The 15,344-nt window shown below is 61.8% G+C and carries 10 protein-coding genes; 4 read left to right on the top strand and 6 right to left on the bottom strand.

Annotated elements, in window-relative coordinates:
• Positions 1 to 59: 59 nt before the first annotated feature.
• The 3 genes from FQ320_RS13695 to FQ320_RS13685 all read right to left on the bottom strand — a co-directional run bounded on the left by FQ320_RS13695 (position 60) and on the right by FQ320_RS13685 (position 3,796).
• Positions 60 to 1,370 carry an ABC transporter permease gene (locus FQ320_RS13695; protein ID WP_148473160.1) on the bottom strand — a complete coding sequence of 437 codons (1,311 nt, stop codon included), beginning with the start codon at positions 1,368 to 1,370 and terminating at the stop codon, positions 60 to 62.
• Between the two features lie 72 nt (positions 1,371 to 1,442).
• Positions 1,443 to 2,534 carry an ABC transporter substrate-binding protein gene (locus FQ320_RS13690; protein ID WP_148473158.1) on the bottom strand — a complete coding sequence of 364 codons (1,092 nt, stop codon included), beginning with the start codon at positions 2,532 to 2,534 and terminating at the stop codon, positions 1,443 to 1,445.
• Between the two features lie 158 nt (positions 2,535 to 2,692).
• Positions 2,693 to 3,796, bottom strand: a complete 1,104-nt coding sequence (locus FQ320_RS13685; protein ID WP_148473156.1) for an ABC transporter ATP-binding protein — start codon at positions 3,794 to 3,796, stop codon at positions 2,693 to 2,695.
• Between the two features lie 321 nt (positions 3,797 to 4,117).
• Between FQ320_RS13685 and gph the strand changes: the two genes are divergently transcribed.
• Positions 4,118 to 4,771: a phosphoglycolate phosphatase gene (gph, locus tag FQ320_RS13680; protein ID WP_255509503.1), complete on the top strand. Its 654-nt coding sequence runs from the start codon at positions 4,118 to 4,120 to the stop codon at positions 4,769 to 4,771.
• A 96-nt stretch (positions 4,772 to 4,867) separates the two neighbouring features.
• Here gph and FQ320_RS13675 read toward each other — a convergent pair whose 3' ends face one another.
• Together FQ320_RS13675 and FQ320_RS13670 are read right to left on the bottom strand one after the other, a co-directional pair.
• Complete coding sequence (locus FQ320_RS13675) at positions 4,868 to 6,343, bottom strand: caspase family protein (protein WP_148473154.1); 1,476 nt, start codon at positions 6,341 to 6,343, stop codon at positions 4,868 to 4,870.
• A gap of 282 nt (positions 6,344 to 6,625) precedes the next feature.
• Complete coding sequence (locus FQ320_RS13670; RefSeq protein ID WP_148473152.1) at positions 6,626 to 7,516, bottom strand: M15 family metallopeptidase; 891 nt, start codon at positions 7,514 to 7,516, stop codon at positions 6,626 to 6,628.
• A gap of 233 nt (positions 7,517 to 7,749) precedes the next feature.
• Here FQ320_RS13670 and FQ320_RS13665 point away from each other — a divergent pair, with 233 nt between their 5' ends.
• The 3 genes from FQ320_RS13665 to FQ320_RS13655 all read left to right on the top strand — a co-directional run bounded on the left by FQ320_RS13665 (position 7,750) and on the right by FQ320_RS13655 (position 11,549).
• Positions 7,750 to 8,325: an OmpA family protein gene (locus FQ320_RS13665; protein ID WP_148473150.1), complete on the top strand. Its 576-nt coding sequence runs from the start codon at positions 7,750 to 7,752 to the stop codon at positions 8,323 to 8,325.
• Between the two features lie 84 nt (positions 8,326 to 8,409).
• On the top strand, positions 8,410 to 10,554 hold the full coding sequence (locus FQ320_RS13660; protein WP_148473148.1) for a serine/threonine-protein kinase: 2,145 nt from the start codon (positions 8,410 to 8,412) through the stop codon (positions 10,552 to 10,554).
• Positions 10,555 to 10,649: 95 nt separating this feature from the next.
• Positions 10,650 to 11,549: a 5'-methylthioadenosine/S-adenosylhomocysteine nucleosidase gene (locus FQ320_RS13655; RefSeq protein WP_148473146.1), complete on the top strand. Its 900-nt coding sequence runs from the start codon at positions 10,650 to 10,652 to the stop codon at positions 11,547 to 11,549.
• 56 nt (positions 11,550 to 11,605) lie between these two features.
• Here the strand turns inward: FQ320_RS13655 and FQ320_RS13650 are convergent, their stop codons facing one another.
• Entirely contained in the window at positions 11,606 to 15,187 is a 3,582-nt protein-coding gene (locus tag FQ320_RS13650) for a hydantoinase B/oxoprolinase family protein (RefSeq protein ID WP_148473144.1), read from the bottom strand.
• Positions 15,188 to 15,344 lie beyond the last annotated feature (157 nt).

The following is a 15,344-nucleotide window of genomic DNA, read 5'->3' as shown; positions in this document are numbered from 1 at the left end:
TCAGCTCCGGTTGCGGGCGTGGGATTTGAGTATTTGGGCAAAGAAGAAACCCATGGCGTTCATCCCAGCTTGAGGTTGTCGATCCCGATCAGCCGGTCATACAGCCAATAGAGGATCAGGATTCCCACAAGCAAAAGCGAGGCGAGCGCGGCGGCCAGGCTCCAGTTCAGGGAATTGGTCATGTGAAAGGCGATGAGGTTGGAAATCAGCTGACCGTCGGCACCACCGACCAATGCGGGGGTGATGTAATATCCCACCGCCAGAATGAAGACGAGCAGCGCCCCCGCCCCGATCCCCGGAACGGTCTGCGGGAAATAGATCCGTCGGAAGGCGGTCCATGATGTGGCCCCAAGGCTGCGCGCGGCGCGGACATAGACGGGCTTGATCGTGCGCATGACCGAATACAGCGGCAGGATCATGAACGGCAGCAGGATATGCGTCATGGCGATGACCGTGCCGGTCTGATTATACATCATCTGAATCCGGCTTTCATCCTCGATAAGGCTGCCGGCCACCAGCGCATCGTTGATCACCCCTTGGGACTGCAAAAGAACCATCCACGACGTCGTGCGCACCAGAAGCGATGTCCAGAACGGCAACAGCACAAAGATCATCAGAAGGTTGGAATAGCGCAGCGGCAGCGTGGCCAGCAGATGCGCCACCGGAAAGGCAAGGATGAAGGTCAGGAATGTGATCAGCAGCGACAGAAACAGCGTGCGCCCGAACAGTTTGACATAAAGCGCGCGGTTGTCATCCACCGACACCACATCGCCCTTCACGTCGCGGGTCAGATCGACCGCAGCGAGATAGAAGTTTGCGGTATAGGCGCTTGAGGCTCCGCGCATCACCGCCCAGACTTCGGGGTCGGACCAATCCTTGTCGATCGCCAGGAAGCCCTCTTGGAACGGCGGTGTCAATTTATCGGCGCGGCGGGCGGTCTTGGTGAACAGCGACCGGGTGCCGGACATGTCATAGTTGATCCGCGTCCCCACCGACCCGGCGGCGCGCAATTCGTCCAGCAACAGGAAATCCTTGTGCAGCGCGGCATATGCGGATTCGTCTGGGTCTGACCCGCGTTCGTTTTCATCGAACCAGTTGCGCACGTTGATCATGATGGGAGTTTTGACACCGGTTCCTACATCCCTGTGGAGGGTGAAGCCGGGGTTATAGATCGACTGGTGCAGCATCTGCACAATCGGAAAGATGAAGGTGATCAGCACGAACAGAAGAAGCGGCAGAACGAGGAAAAACGCGCGACGTCGGGCATGGGACTCGGCGGCGGCAAGCGCGGCTTTCAACGGTTTGCCGTCGGCGGTCGTCAGGCGGCCCGGCGCCGAGCCCGTTGCGATGTCGGCGGTCAAATCGGCCATGCAGTGCGCTCCTGATCGGGGTGTGGCGGCGCGGATATCCGCGCCGCCGTCGCAGTGTCTTGTCGCGGTGCCTTACTGAGCGAGCCAGGCGTTGAAACGCTCGTTCAGATCGGTATTGCGGTCAGCCCAGAATTCGGTGTTTGACGGCAGCGCCTTGACCAGATTGGCCTCGGCCGTGGGCATGAACGGGCCCATTTCGGTCTTGCCGTCCTCGAACAAACCGACCAGCGGGCCTGAGGATTTGCGGGCCGGACCATAGCTGATGTATTTCGCCTGATCGGCCAGTTGCTGGGTCTGGGTGGAGAAGGTCACAAATTCCAATGCCGCTTCCAGATTGGGTGCGCCCTTGGGAATTGCATAGCCATCGTATTCATAGACCTGACCGTCAAAGATCGACTTGAACGGTTTGCCCTCGGATACGGTCGCGCCGAAGATGCGGCCATTGTAGGCGGTGGTCATCGCGACCTCGCCATCGGCAAGCAGTTGCGGCGGCTGCGCGCCGGCCTCCCACCAGACGACATCGTTCTTGATGGTTTCCAGCTTGGCAAAGGCGCGGTCGACACCTTCGTCCGTTTCCAGAATGTCATAAACCTCGTCAGGCGCCACGCCGTCGGCCATCAGCGCCATTTCCAGATTCACCTTGGCCGTCTTGCGCATCCCGCGCTTGCCTGGAAAACCAGCGACGTCAAAGAAATCTTCGATTTTCGACGGCGGATTTTCAGGGAACTTGGTTTCGTCAAAGGCGTACATCGTGGAAAACACGATTGTCGCCACGAAACAATCTGTCACCGCGCCGGGCAGGAAATCATCCATGGCTGCGGAGCCGTCTGCGCCGTCGGCCAGAATGGCGGGATCGAGTATTTCCAGAAGCCCATCGTCGCAAAGGCGAAGCGCGTCGGCATATTCCACATCTACGACATCGATCGTGACGTTGCCTGCCTCGACCTGTGCCTTGATCGGCGTTGCGGGGTTGTCGGCCACAACCGAATTCACCTTGATGCCGGTCTTCTCGGCAAACGGCTTTTCATAGGCTTCAAGCTGGCTTTTGCTGTAAGCGCCGCCCCAGGACATCACTGTGATTTCCTTGGCCGTGTGGGCATCGGCAAAAGCCATGGTCGCGGCGGTGCCAAAGACGGTCGCCAGCAGAATTGACCTGGTTTTCATAAAGCATACTCCTTGTTCGGCCCGGTTTAATGCTTTGGGCGGGGGTCCGGGCCGACTGCCCCCGCTGCCGTTGATCGCACGTGAGATGCGCGACTCGGTTCTATCGCGCTTGATATGCGCGGATCAGGTCTATCGCGCTTGAAATGCGCGGATCAGGGTCAGGCGTCCAGCGCCCGACAATCCTCGGGCATCCATCCGATATCGATCGTCTGGCCGGGTTGCAGGCGGGCACGGTCGGGGGCGTTGCGGGTCTTGACGATGAAATCGTCGGTGCCCGCGACGCGCAGCCGTGTGCGGAACGTGTCGCCCATGTAGATGAATTCGAGCACCTCGGCCTTCAACGTGTGAGCATCGGGGCCAAGGCGGGTTGCGTCGGTTTCCACCCGTTCGGGACGGATCGATACCCGGGTGCGCTCCCCGGCCCGATTGACGTTGACCGGCACGGTGTCGATCAAATCGCCACTGTCCAGTTTGACCAGCGCGACACCGCCATGGATGCTTTCAACGACGCCTTCCAAGGTGTTGTTTTCACCGATGAACTGCGCGACGAAACTGTTGCAGGGCTGTTCGTATAATTCATCCGGTGCAGCCAGTTGTTGAATCCGCCCGTCTTCGAACACGGCGACCCGGTCTGACATGGTCAGCGCCTCGGTCTGGTCATGGGTGACATAGACCACCGTGATCCCAAGATTGTCGGCGATGTGCTTGATCTCGAACTGCATTGTCTCGCGCAGTTGCTTGTCCAATGCGCCCAAAGGTTCGTCCATCAAAACCAGCGAGGGTTCGAACACCAGAGCACGCGCCAGCGCCACGCGCTGTTGCTGGCCCCCCGAAAGCTGTGAGGGGCGGCGGCCGCCAAAGCTGCCCATTTCCACCATGTCCAGCGCGCGTTGAACCTTGGTTTCACGCTCGGTCTTGTCCATTTTGCGGACTTCCAGCGGGAAAGCCAGATTCTCGGCGATGGTCATATGCGGGAACAGCGCATAGTTCTGAAACACCATGCCGATGCCCCGCTTGTGGGGCGGAATATTGTTGATCTCGCGCCCATCCAGACGGATCTCACCGTGGGTTGCCGTCTCGAAACCCGCGAGCATCATCAGGCAGGTGGTCTTGCCCGACCCTGAGGGCCCGAGCATCGTCAGAAACTCTCCCTTGCCTATGGAGAGGTTAAGGTCTTTCACGACCAGAGTCTCGCCGTCATAGCTTTTTTGCACGTGATCGTATTCGACGAACGCGCGTTCGCCTGCGGCGGATACCACCATCAGTTAACCCTGTCTTTACGCCCGGATCTTGTCGGCCAAGCTTTCAACAGATTAAAACGAATCAGAAACTGCATTGCAAGCGACGCGGGGGGTTGACACGGTATTGCGCCGCAGAACGGGAAGATGACCCGTGAGAGGCCCCTTGACGGCGTGAATGACCGGGATTTTTGACGGGATCGGGGGGTCTGTCGGCAGGTTTCGCTGTAACTTTGGTCGCGCCCGACCTAACCACTAAGAAAATGACCCAACGGAAAAAGCGCCAGGGCTGCTCTCGTGGCCTGCGATTTCGGGATGCATTTGGACAGGATGGAAGGACGTGCGATGATTATTGTTTTCGATCTGGATGGAACGCTGATTGATTCCGCGCCCGATATTTGTGCTGCGGGCAACACGGTTCTGGCCGCCGAGGGCGCGACGCCGATGTCTCTGGCCGAGGCCACGGGGTTCATCGGTGGCGGCGCGCCTCTTCTGATTGAACGGATGATCGCCGCGCGCGGGCTGGAGACGGAGCGCCATGACGCTATGCTATCGCGGTTTCTGGAGCTGTATGACGATGCGGTGCATCTGACCCAGCTGTTTCCCGGTGTCGAAGCCTGCCTTGAAAAGCTGGCGTGGGACGGCCACGCCTTGGGCATTTGCACCAACAAGCCAGAATCCCCGGCCCGCGCGGTGCTGGATCACTTCGGCCTGCTTCCGCGGTTCGGAACGATCCTTGGCGGCGATACACTGAAGGTGAAAAAGCCTGATCCAGTGCCGCTGACCACCTGTATCGCGGCATTGGGCGGCGGGCGCGCGCTTTATGTTGGCGACAGCGAGGTGGACGCCGAAACCGCCGAACGTGCCGGTGTGCCCTTTGCGCTGTTCACGCGGGGGTATCGCAATACGCCGGTGGACGCCCTGCCCCATGCCCACGCCTTTGACGATTTCGCAGATCTGCCCGGCGTCATCGCGACCTACCGCGGGGTGCCAAGCTAGGCTGAAACCGGACCTTACGGCGCATTCCGGTGGCAACTGTGTCGGGGCGTTGCGACCGGACAGCGGATAAGAACCGCGAGACAGCCACCTCCCGGGCTATTCGCTCAGGCCAAAGGCGGCGCGGATCGCCTTTTGGGTGCCACCACCGAAATCGCCATCGATACCCCCGGCATAAAATCCGAATTCGGCCAGCTTGCGTTGGAGCGCCTTGCGGGTCTCGGCTTTGAACATCGTCGGGCGGTCGCGGACCACGTCAAAGACATCCTGCGCGCCGGTGCGCAGGGCGCGGTAAAGATAGGTCGCCGCCTGTTCCGGCCCCTTGCCCGCCACGCTCCCGTCGTCGATCAGCGCGGCAAAGTTGTACATTGCCTGCGGTTGGCGCAGGTTTGCCGCCTGTTCGAAATAATCCAGCGCGACCGCCGGATCACGGGTCACACCCAGCCCACCCTGAAAGTGGATGAACCCCAGATCGTTCAGCGCATCGGCAAAGCCCAGCCCCGCCGCCGCGCGATAGAGTTCAAGCGCCCGCGCATCGTCCATAATGACCCCCAGCCCCTTTTCGTAAAGCTGCCCCAGTTCGAACATCGCCTCGGCCGAACCGCCATCCGCCGCCCGCTGAAGCAGCCCTGCCGCGTCGGCGGGCGCATAGCGGGGGTCGACCGCGTTCAGCCGCATATAGGCCAGCCCGACCATCGAACGCGTGTCACCCTGTTCGGCCAGCGAGGCCAGTTGCGTTTCCTGATCACGCGGGATTTCCGACCATGCGGTATCCGGGTTCCAGCTTGCCTTTTGCACCGTCGCGCCGCCGGTCAGAAAGAACGGCACGCCGGACAGCGAACCATAGGTATGTGGTTCCTGAAGATTGCCGGTATCGCTCAACACCCTGTCGCGCACCTGCCGGAACATCAGCGAAATCTCGACCTGGCGGGGCAATGTGTCAATCAGCGCCTGTGCAAACGGGCTGTGGGCGCCGACACCATCCAGCGCGACCTCGCCATCCTTGGCGGCAAAAGCCACCATCGTGCCCCGGTCGGGCGATGGCGGCGCCAGCCCGCCACCGGTTCCGCGGGTGCCGGTGCTGTCGCCGGTGACCGGTTGCAAGGCCTCAAGATCCAGCGCGCCGCCGAACGGATCGTTGCGACACGAGTCGAGGATCACGACACGCATCTGCCGCGCGCCGTCCACCGCCGCCAGCAGGTCGTCAAGGCTCAGCGCAATGCGTTGCACATCGCGGTTGCTTGTCACTTCTGCGTCGATCGGGATGAGAAAGTTCTGCCCCTGCACCTCGACTCCGTGACCAGCATAATAAATCAGCGCCAGATCGGCAATTTCGGCGCGAAAGGCAAAATCACTGACCGCTGCACGCATCTCGGCGGCCGTCACATCGAACAGAGTCGTGACCTCAAAACCGATGGAATCCAATGTCTGGGCAATGCCGCGTGCATCGTTGACGGGATTGTCGAGCTTGACCACGTTCTTATAGTCGCCCAGCCCGATCACCAGCGCGACCTTTCCGGCGGCATTGGCCAGAGCGGGAAAGGCAGACAGGATCAGGATCAGCAACAGACGCATGGCAAAGTCTCCTTGCGGGGGGCAGATTGCAGAGGGTTAGGTCATTCAAAACCGCGCCGAGCCACCGGTCAAGTCAGGTTTCCGCGACCCTGCCCCGCTCGGAAGAACTCCAGATCGTCAAACAGCGCCGCGCCATTGGTCTGGGTGTTGATCGTCAAAGAATTCCCAGCCCCGCGAAATGCAGCACAAGTTGCCATCCGAGGCGGGACCGTGTGGCCGGTTCTCGATCCCGCCAGACGGCGAACCAATGCGGACTGCGGTGTGGGTGTGACCAAGCCGTCCCTAAATCTTGCCCTCGGCCCGCCATTGTTCCAGCATCTGCCGGCTGACTTCGAAATGCATGGAATCCTCACGGCTGAACCCGGCGCCCCAGACCCAGCCTTCAGCGCGAAAGAAATCGGCCAGAATCGTCAGTCCAAGCTGGGTCTTGCCATCGCCCAGCGTGTCGAGTTTGCCGTCGATGTTCAGATCGACCGCCAGCCCGAAGGAATGGGTCGAAGTGCGCCCCCGGGTGCCGCGGATCTGGCGCACGCAAAGCGATCCGGCGGTGTTGATCCGGGCGTATAGATCTGGATCGGTGTTTTTGACGTTCTCGAACACCCGGGTGATGCTTTCGATGGCCGGTTGCAGCATGGACACCCGGATCGGGCCGACGCTTTCAAGCTTCAGCATCGCCTTGAGCTTGGGATTGGTCATCGGATCGCAGTTGTCCGACAGGTTTTCACGCGGCCGGCCAATAAACTGTTCCAGAAACCCTGGTCCCGCGACATTGATCTTGCCGTTCACCTTGCGGCGATTGGCAATCAGAACCACCTGCGCATAGGCATCGATGATCGCGTTCGGCCCATTGTTCAGCACGCCCTCGTTTGGCTGACCGCCCAGCTCGGGGCCGGGCGCGAAACTGCCGCCGCCGCCCACCGGGCGCTGTTCCAAAGTCTGGATGCGGCTGTCAAGCGTCGCCATCCCTTCCTGCAACTGCTCGATCTGCTGGCGCATGAACTCGATCTCGATGCGCGCGGCGCTGTCCACGGCGGTGCCGGTGCCGACGTCTGTGCCAAAGCCTCCGGCGGGCCCTGCGTCGTCCCCCGGCCCCATCGACGACAGAACAAACCAGGTCAGCCCCCCCGCCAGCAGAAGGATCGCCGCGAGCAGGGCAAGGATGATGGCGCGCATGTCAGGATTCCGGAGTTGCCCGGCCAGAGTGCGCCAAGCGCCCGCCCCTGTCAAACCGCCGCTTCCAACGCGGGGCTTGCATTCTATCTGCGACAAATATGACGGCAAACGTCAGGATTTCCAGACCTGTGCCACCCGGCATGACCGTTGGCAGGAAGCTGCAAACAGGCTAGAGTTGCCGTAACGGCAGCATTTCAAACTGTCTGATTTTGATCTTCTCAAAGGAGTCCAGCATGACCCACCGCACCGCATTTGCGTTGATCTGCGGTCTGGCGCTGGCGGCAACCGGGGCTCCGGCACTGGCCCAGTCCGCCGACCTGACCGAAACTGAAATTCTCCAGCGTTTCCAGAAACAGCTGATCGAAGGCCAGAAAACCCGGGGTCTGACCATCGCTCCCGTCGGAAAGCCAACCGATCTGCCCGGTGCGACCACGGCTGTGGCGGCTGCAACCGCGCCGCAGATCCTGCCAACCGATCAGCAGGTCAGCATCAACATCTCGTTCGATTTCGACAGCGCCGCATTGCGCGCCGACCAGAAACCCCGCCTGATCGCTCTGTGCGGGCCAATGCAGTCGATGGGGGAACAGGTGTTCCGGATCATGGGTCACACCGATGCGTCCGGACCCGAAGACTATAACCAGCGTCTGTCCAAATTGCGCGCAGAGGAAGTGAAACGCTTCCTGATTGCCCAATGCGCCCTGCCCGACGACCGGCTTGAGGCAACCGGAATGGGCGAGGCATTCCCGCTGGACCCCGCCGATCCCAGGGCCGATGTAAACCGCCGTGTCGAATTTCAGGTTGTCGGCTGACCGTGACATCCCCCTGCCCGCACGCTGCCGGGAAAGGACACCCGTGAACGCGCCCGCCCCGACCAACAGTCCGGCGTTCCTGCGATGAAGCCGCCCCGCTCGGACGCCATCTTTCAGATCGGCGATCTGCTGAACAACACCTATCGGATCGAGGCAATCCTCGGACGCGGTGGCACATCCGAAGTCTATCGCGCACGTTCAGAGATTTCGGGCCACAAGGTCGCCCTAAAGGCATTGCGCAGCGAGTTTTCCGGCAACGACGATTTCCTGTTTCTGATGAACCGCGAAGAGGCGATCCGCGAGGTGCGCCATGACGCCATCGTGCGGTATTTCCACAACCAGCGCACGGATACCGGCGTCGTCTTCCTCGTTATGGATCACGTCGATGGCGTCGGTCTTGACCGCAAGATGGCCGAGGGCGGAATGTCCGCCGAAGATCTTTTGACCGTGGCCGCCCGGGTGTCAGAAGGGCTGGCCGCCGCCCATGCCCGCAACATCACCCACCGCGATCTGTCGCCCGACAACATCATCCTGCGCGGCGGCGATCCGGCGGATGCGGTGATCATCGATTTCGGCATCGCCAAAGACAGCAATCCGGGCGCAGAAACCATCGTCGGCAATGAATTCGCCGGGAAATACGCCTATGCCGCGCCCGAACAGTTAAGCGGGCATGCGGATGCCCGCTCGGACATCTATGCCTTGGGGGCGCTGCTGCTGGCGACGTTCCGGGGGCGTGCGCCGGATATGGGCGCGAATCCGATGGAGGTGATCACTCGCAAAGCACAGCCGCTGGATACCGCCGGCGTGCCCGAGCCGCTGAAGTCGCTGATTGACCTCGCCACGGCCCCTGACCCGGACGACAGGCCGCAAACTGCCGAAGACCTGCGCGCAATCGCACTTGGCGGCGTGCCCTTGAACGATGACCATGCGACCGTGATCGTGCCCCGCCCCTCGGGCCAGCACGCAGGCGAAACGGTCATGCCCGCCGCGCCGGTTTCAAAGGCGCCCGACCCGAAAGCCCACGCGCCCAAAGGCAGGAAAGGCGTTCTGGTCATTGCCGCGCTGGCCGTCGTCGTGCTGGGCGCGGCGGGTGCGTGGTTTGGCGGGCTGTTTCCCCGGGGACTGCCGATTGCCGATCCCTTCACCTTGAACGTTGCACAGGCGGCAGGTGCATCGCCGGTTGCACAGGGGTTCGTGCCGTCACAGGCGGTGGCCGACGCCGTAACCGGGCAGATGTCCAAGGGTGGCGGCAGTGCCGATCTGACGCTGGCGCGGGGCGACATCGGGCCCGACTGGGGCACGGGGGTCGTCTCGCTGATCGATCTGGTCATGCCGCTGGAAGAATACCGCATCGCCCTGTCCGGAAATGCCGCCACGGTGACCGGGTTGACCGACGACCGTACCTTGCACACCACACTGACGGCAGCGCTGGCGGATGCGGCAATCGCGCCGGGGCTGGAAATTTCGCCATCGATCGAGCTTGGCCCGCGTTTCCTGCCTGTGGACCGGGTGCGGGCTCTGGTTGCCGGACTTGCCGATTGCGGCGAGCTTACCCTGCCGGGCGCGCCCGCCACCGATTTCGGCCACGATACCGGCATCGCCGTTCTGGGCCGTGTAGCCGCGCCTGAAACCCGCTCGGCGCTGCGCGACGCTCTGATCGATATCGCGGGATCGCGCCCGGTGCAGGTGGAAACCGAGGTGCTGAACCCGACCCTGTGCACCGTCGACGCCGCCCTGCCCGACGCCCCCCCCGCCGGTTTCGACATCGCGTTTTCCCAAGGCGATACCGGCGCTGACAATCCTTCGGGGCGGTTTCTGGTGGGCGAAAATCCAGTGATCGACGTGACGATCCCGGCCGCGATCACCGACGGTTTCCTTCTGGTCAGCGCTTTGGACGTATCGGGCAATGTGTTTCACCTCCTGCCGAACCTGAGCCGCCCCGACAATTCCATCGCCACCCTGCGCAACGGGCAAACCGGCCCTGTCACCCTGCGGGTCGCCTGGCCATTGGCCGACAGCGTGGCAAGCGAGGGCGAAAAGATCGCGTTTCAGGTGGACGACAGCGCCTTGGGAAAATCCCGGATCATGGTGATACGGATGGCCGACGACATTTTTAACGGCCTGCGGCCCACGACAGAAAGCGCCGAGAGCTTTGCGCACGCCCTTGGCGAACGCAGCGGACCAGTCCTGTCGCTTGACAGTCGGATTTTGGTGACGGCCGCCCCCTGAGCGGTTGCAATTTTCACTTGCCGTGCAGGCCTAGTGCGCCATTGACTTTGAAACCACCTGATCCGAGTTTGCCGCCACTCACAAAAGGAACCATCATGAAACGCCTTGTCCTGTTCACCGCGCTTGCCACCCTGCCGTTTCAGGCCAATGCCGAGATGTTGGACGAAACCCCGCGCACCGCGCTGATGTCGGCTTTTCCGCCGGAGTGGCAGGCACTGCAAAGCGGGCTGTCGGACCGGGCCGAACACCGGGTCAACGGCGTTACCTTCGTCACCGGCAAGTTGGGCGATCAGCCGGTCGTCCTGTTCCTGTCGGGCGTTTCAATGGTCAACGCCGCGATGACAACACAGATGGCGCTGGACCGGTTCAATATCGAACGCATCGTGTTTTCCGGCATCGCAGGCGGCGTGAACCCTGATCTGAATGTGGGCGACGTGGTGGTGCCCGCCCAATGGGGCAAATATCTTGAGGGCATCCTCGCCCGCGAAACCGATGGCAGTTTCTCCATTCCGCCCTGGATGAGCACGGATTTCCCCGGCTATGGCATGATGTTCACCCGCAGTTTCGGTGTCGCCTCGGAGCGTGCCGAAGAGGTTGACGGGCGGTTCTGGTTCGAGGCCGATCCCGCCCTGCTGGAGCTTGCCAAGGAAGTGGCCGTTGAATTCGACCTGCCCGCCTGCAACGCCAAGAACGCCTGCCTGTCACAGCCCCCGGTGATCGTCGTCGGCGGCAACGGGGTGTCGGGCCCCTATTTCGTCGACAACGCCGGTTTCCGCGAACACGCTTTTGCCACCTTCGACGCTCAGGTTCTGGACATGGAAAGCGCCGCCGTGGCTCATGTGGCCTGGGTGAACGAAGTGCCGTTCATCGCCTTCCGCTCGCTGTCCGATCTGGCCGGTGGCGGCGAGGGCGAAAACGAGATGGGCACATTCATGTCCATCGCCGCGAGTAATTCCGCCGAAGTCATGCGCGCACTGGTTGCCAAGCTGGACTGACGGATCAGACTTGCACATGCGAAAAACGAACGGCGCCAAAGGGCGCCGTTCTGCTGTCAGGGATTGCCGTATCCGCCGCCCCCGGGGGTCAGCATCCGGAACACATCGCCGGGTTGCATCTGCCGGGAATCATTGCCCTTCAACGACTCTTCGCGCCCGTCCGCCCGGCGTACCGAATTGACGCCAATCGCCCCCGAACCGCCGCCATCGACACCAAAGGCCGCTGTGATCCGGTGCGATGACAGAACGGTTGCGGTCATCTCTTCAAGAAACCGCAACTCGCGAAAGATTCCGTCGCCGCCGGGCCAGTGTCCGGTCCCGCCGGAACCACGTCTGATGCCAAAACACTCGACCCGAACGGGAAAGCGATTTTCCAGCACTTCGGGGTCGGTCATCAGCGTGTTGGTCATATGCGAATGCACCGCACTGGCCCCTGCAAACCCATCGCCCGCCCCGGTGCCGCCACAGATCGTTTCATAGTTCTGATGCACGGCGTTGCCATAGACAAAGTTGTTCATCGTGCCCTGCGATCCCGCCAACACGCCCAGCGCACCATAAAGCGCATCCGTAATCGTCTGGCTGACCTCGGTATTGCCCGCGATCACTGCCGCCGGATAGGCCGGGTTGATCATGCTGCCCTCGGGTACGATCAGGGTCAGGGGTTTCAGACAACCCTCGTTCATCGGGATGTCGGCACCCACCAATGTGCGAAAAACATAGAGCACCGCGGCGCGACAGATCGACAAGGGCGCGTTGTAATTCCCCTTGTCCTGCGGCGAGGTGCCGGTGAAATCCACCGTTGCACTGCGGTTTTCGGTGTCCACCGTGATTTTCACCGTAATGCGCGCGCCGCTGTCCATTTCATTGACGAAAGAACAGTCCTTCAGCACATCGAGCACCCGGCGCACCGATTCCTCGGCGTTGTCCTGCACATGGCCCATATAGGCGTGCACGGTTTCGATCCCGAACTGCGCGACGATCGCCTGTAACCCTTCGACACCGGTCGCGTTCGCGGCAACCTGCGCCGCCAGATCGGCCATGTTCTGAGCCACGTTGCGCACCGGGTATTTCGCACCCTGCAACAGTTTTTCTGCCTCGGCGCGCCGAAAGCTGCCCTGCTCGACAAGACGGAAGTTGTCGATCACCACGCCTTCTTCCTCGATGTGGGTGCTGTCTGGCGGGGCCGATCCGGGGGTGGTGCCGCCGATATCTGCATGGTGGCCGCGCGACGCGACGATGAAGATGATCGTGCCTGCACCGTCAAACACCGGAGTGATTACGGTGATATCGGGCAGATGTGTGCCGCCGTTGAACGGATTGTTCATCATCACCACATCGCCTGGTTTCAGATCGGGGTTCTGGCGCAATACGGTTCGAACGGAGTCCGACATCGACCCGAGATGCACCGGAACATGGGGCGCATTGGCCACCAAATCGCCGGCGGGATCAAAGATGGCGCAGGAAAAGTCGTATCTTTCCTTGATGTTGACGGAATAGGCCGTGTTGGCCAGCGTCGCGCCCATCTGTTCGGCGATCGACATGAACAGGTTGTTGAACACTTCCAGCATGATCGGATCGACCGATGTGCCAATCGCCTCGGCCCGCTGTAACGGCACGGTGCGTTCAAGGATCAGGTCGGAGCCGTCCGGGGTGAATGCGGACCAGCCCGGTTCGACGATATTGGTGCCCGTGGGTTCGAAAATCACCGCCGGACCGGTGACGGTACGCCCCGGGGTCAGCGATGCGCGGTCGATCAGCGGCACGTCTTGCCATCCGCCCTCGGAGTGCATTCGGGTGGTGGCATCGGACGCGCCGCCACTCGCGGCGGGCAAAGTCACCGACTCACCGGTTTCACCCACCGCCTCGACCGTGATAACATCGAGGATCAGCGTTTCGTACTCGGGTACAAACCCAAAGCGCGACCTGTGCGCGCTGTCGAACCGGCTGCGCATTTCGTCTGACGTCCCAAACTCGACCGGCAGGGTCTGGTGCGAGCCGTCGGTGCGGATATGGGCGGTCTGGATCAGGGAAATCCGGTCGTCGGGGATGTTCTGCGCTGTGACCGCCTGTGTCGCCTCGCGCCCCAACCGGGCCAAGACTCCGGCGGCCTTTTCAGCATGGTCGAGCGGTTCGGCGAACTGATGTTCGCGGATTTCGCGCACATCGGCCAGACCCATGCCAAAGGCCGACAGGACACCGGCAAAGGGGTGGATGAAAATTCGCTTCATCCCCAGAACATCGGCCACAAGACAGGCATGCTGTCCCCCGGCTCCGCCAAAACAGTTCATCGTATACCCGGTCACGTCATAGCCGCGCTGAACGCTGATTTTCTTGATCGCATTTGCCATATTTTCGACGGCGATCCTCAAAAATCCCTCTGCCAGTTCCTCGGGCGTGCGTTCGGGCTCATCCAGCTCCGCCGCGATGTCACGGGCCATGGCTGCGAAACCACTTCGCACCGCATCGGTATCAAGCGGCTGATCGCCATCCGGGCCGAAGACGGCGGGAAAGATCGCTGCGTCGATCTTGCCCAGCAAGACGTTGCAATCGGTCACGGTCAGCGGCCCGCCCCGCCGGTATGCGGCAGGCCCGGGATCGGCGCCGGCGCTTTCGGGGCCGACCTGCAACCGCCCCTGCCGGAACGACAGGATCGACCCCCCTCCGGCGGCGACGGTGTGAATGCTCATCATCGGGGCGCGCATCCGCACGCCCGCCACCTGAGTCTCAAAGCTGCGCTCGTAATCCCCGGCGAAGTGACAGACATCAGTGCTGGTGCCGCCCATGTCAAAGCCGATCAGCCGGTCATACCCTGCCGCCTGAGCCGTGCGCGCCATACCGACCACACCGCCCGCAGGCCCCGACAGGATCGAATCCTTGCCCTGGAACAGCGCAGCGTCGGTCAGCCCGCCATTGGACTGCATAAACATCAAAGCGCCGTTTTGCCCTTTTTCCCCGCCCAGAGCATCGCTCACCTGTGCCACGTACCGGCGCAGGATTGGCGACAGATAAGCGTCGACCACCGTTGTATCGCCCCGCGACACCAGCTTGATCAGCGGGCTGGCGCGATGGCTTTGGGAAATCTGGGTGAACCCGATTTCCTGCGCGATCTCAGCCGCCGCCTGTTCATGGTCGCTGAACCGATAACCATGCAGGAACGCGATGGCGACCGAGCGGTAGCCATCGTCATAGGCCGATTGCAGCGCCGCGCGCACCGTATCGCTGTCCAGCGGGCGCAGAATCTCGCCATTATGGGTCACACGCTCCGGCGCCTCGATCACCGCAGAATACAGCATTTCAGGCAGGCGGATGTGCAGATCGAACAACCGGGGACGGTTCTGATATCCGATCTGCAACAGATCGGCGAACCCTTCGGTGATCAGCAGGACGGTGCGTTCGCCCTTACGCTCCAACAGGGCGTTGGTGGCCACGGTGGTGCCCATCCTGACCGACTCGATGGTGCCCGGCGGGATCGGATCATCCGCGCCCAGCCCGAGCAGATGCCGGATACCGTGAACAGCCGCGTCAACATAGGCTTCGGGGTTTTCCGACAACAGCTTGTGCGCGATCACCCCGCCATCGGGACGGCGCGCCACGATATCGGTAAACGTGCCGCCGCGATCAACCCAGAACTGCCACATGATGTCTCTCCTTTGCTCCACCGGGACCCTAGGTCAGGATGACTTTGAAATGAATCGAAATCCGCCCTAAATCCGGCGAATTCTGATCAGACAGTGTCAAGGTGAAGGCATCTTCTCCCGGGGGGGGAAGCGGACAAAGGAAAATCCCGGTTCCGGC

Origin of the sequence: Oceaniovalibus sp. ACAM 378, assembly GCF_008085915.1 — a bacterium.
Classification (GTDB): Bacteria; Pseudomonadota; Alphaproteobacteria; order Rhodobacterales; family Rhodobacteraceae; genus Oceaniglobus.
Note: the sequence above shows the minus strand (reverse complement) of the source record. Positions and strands in the feature narration are given on the sequence as shown.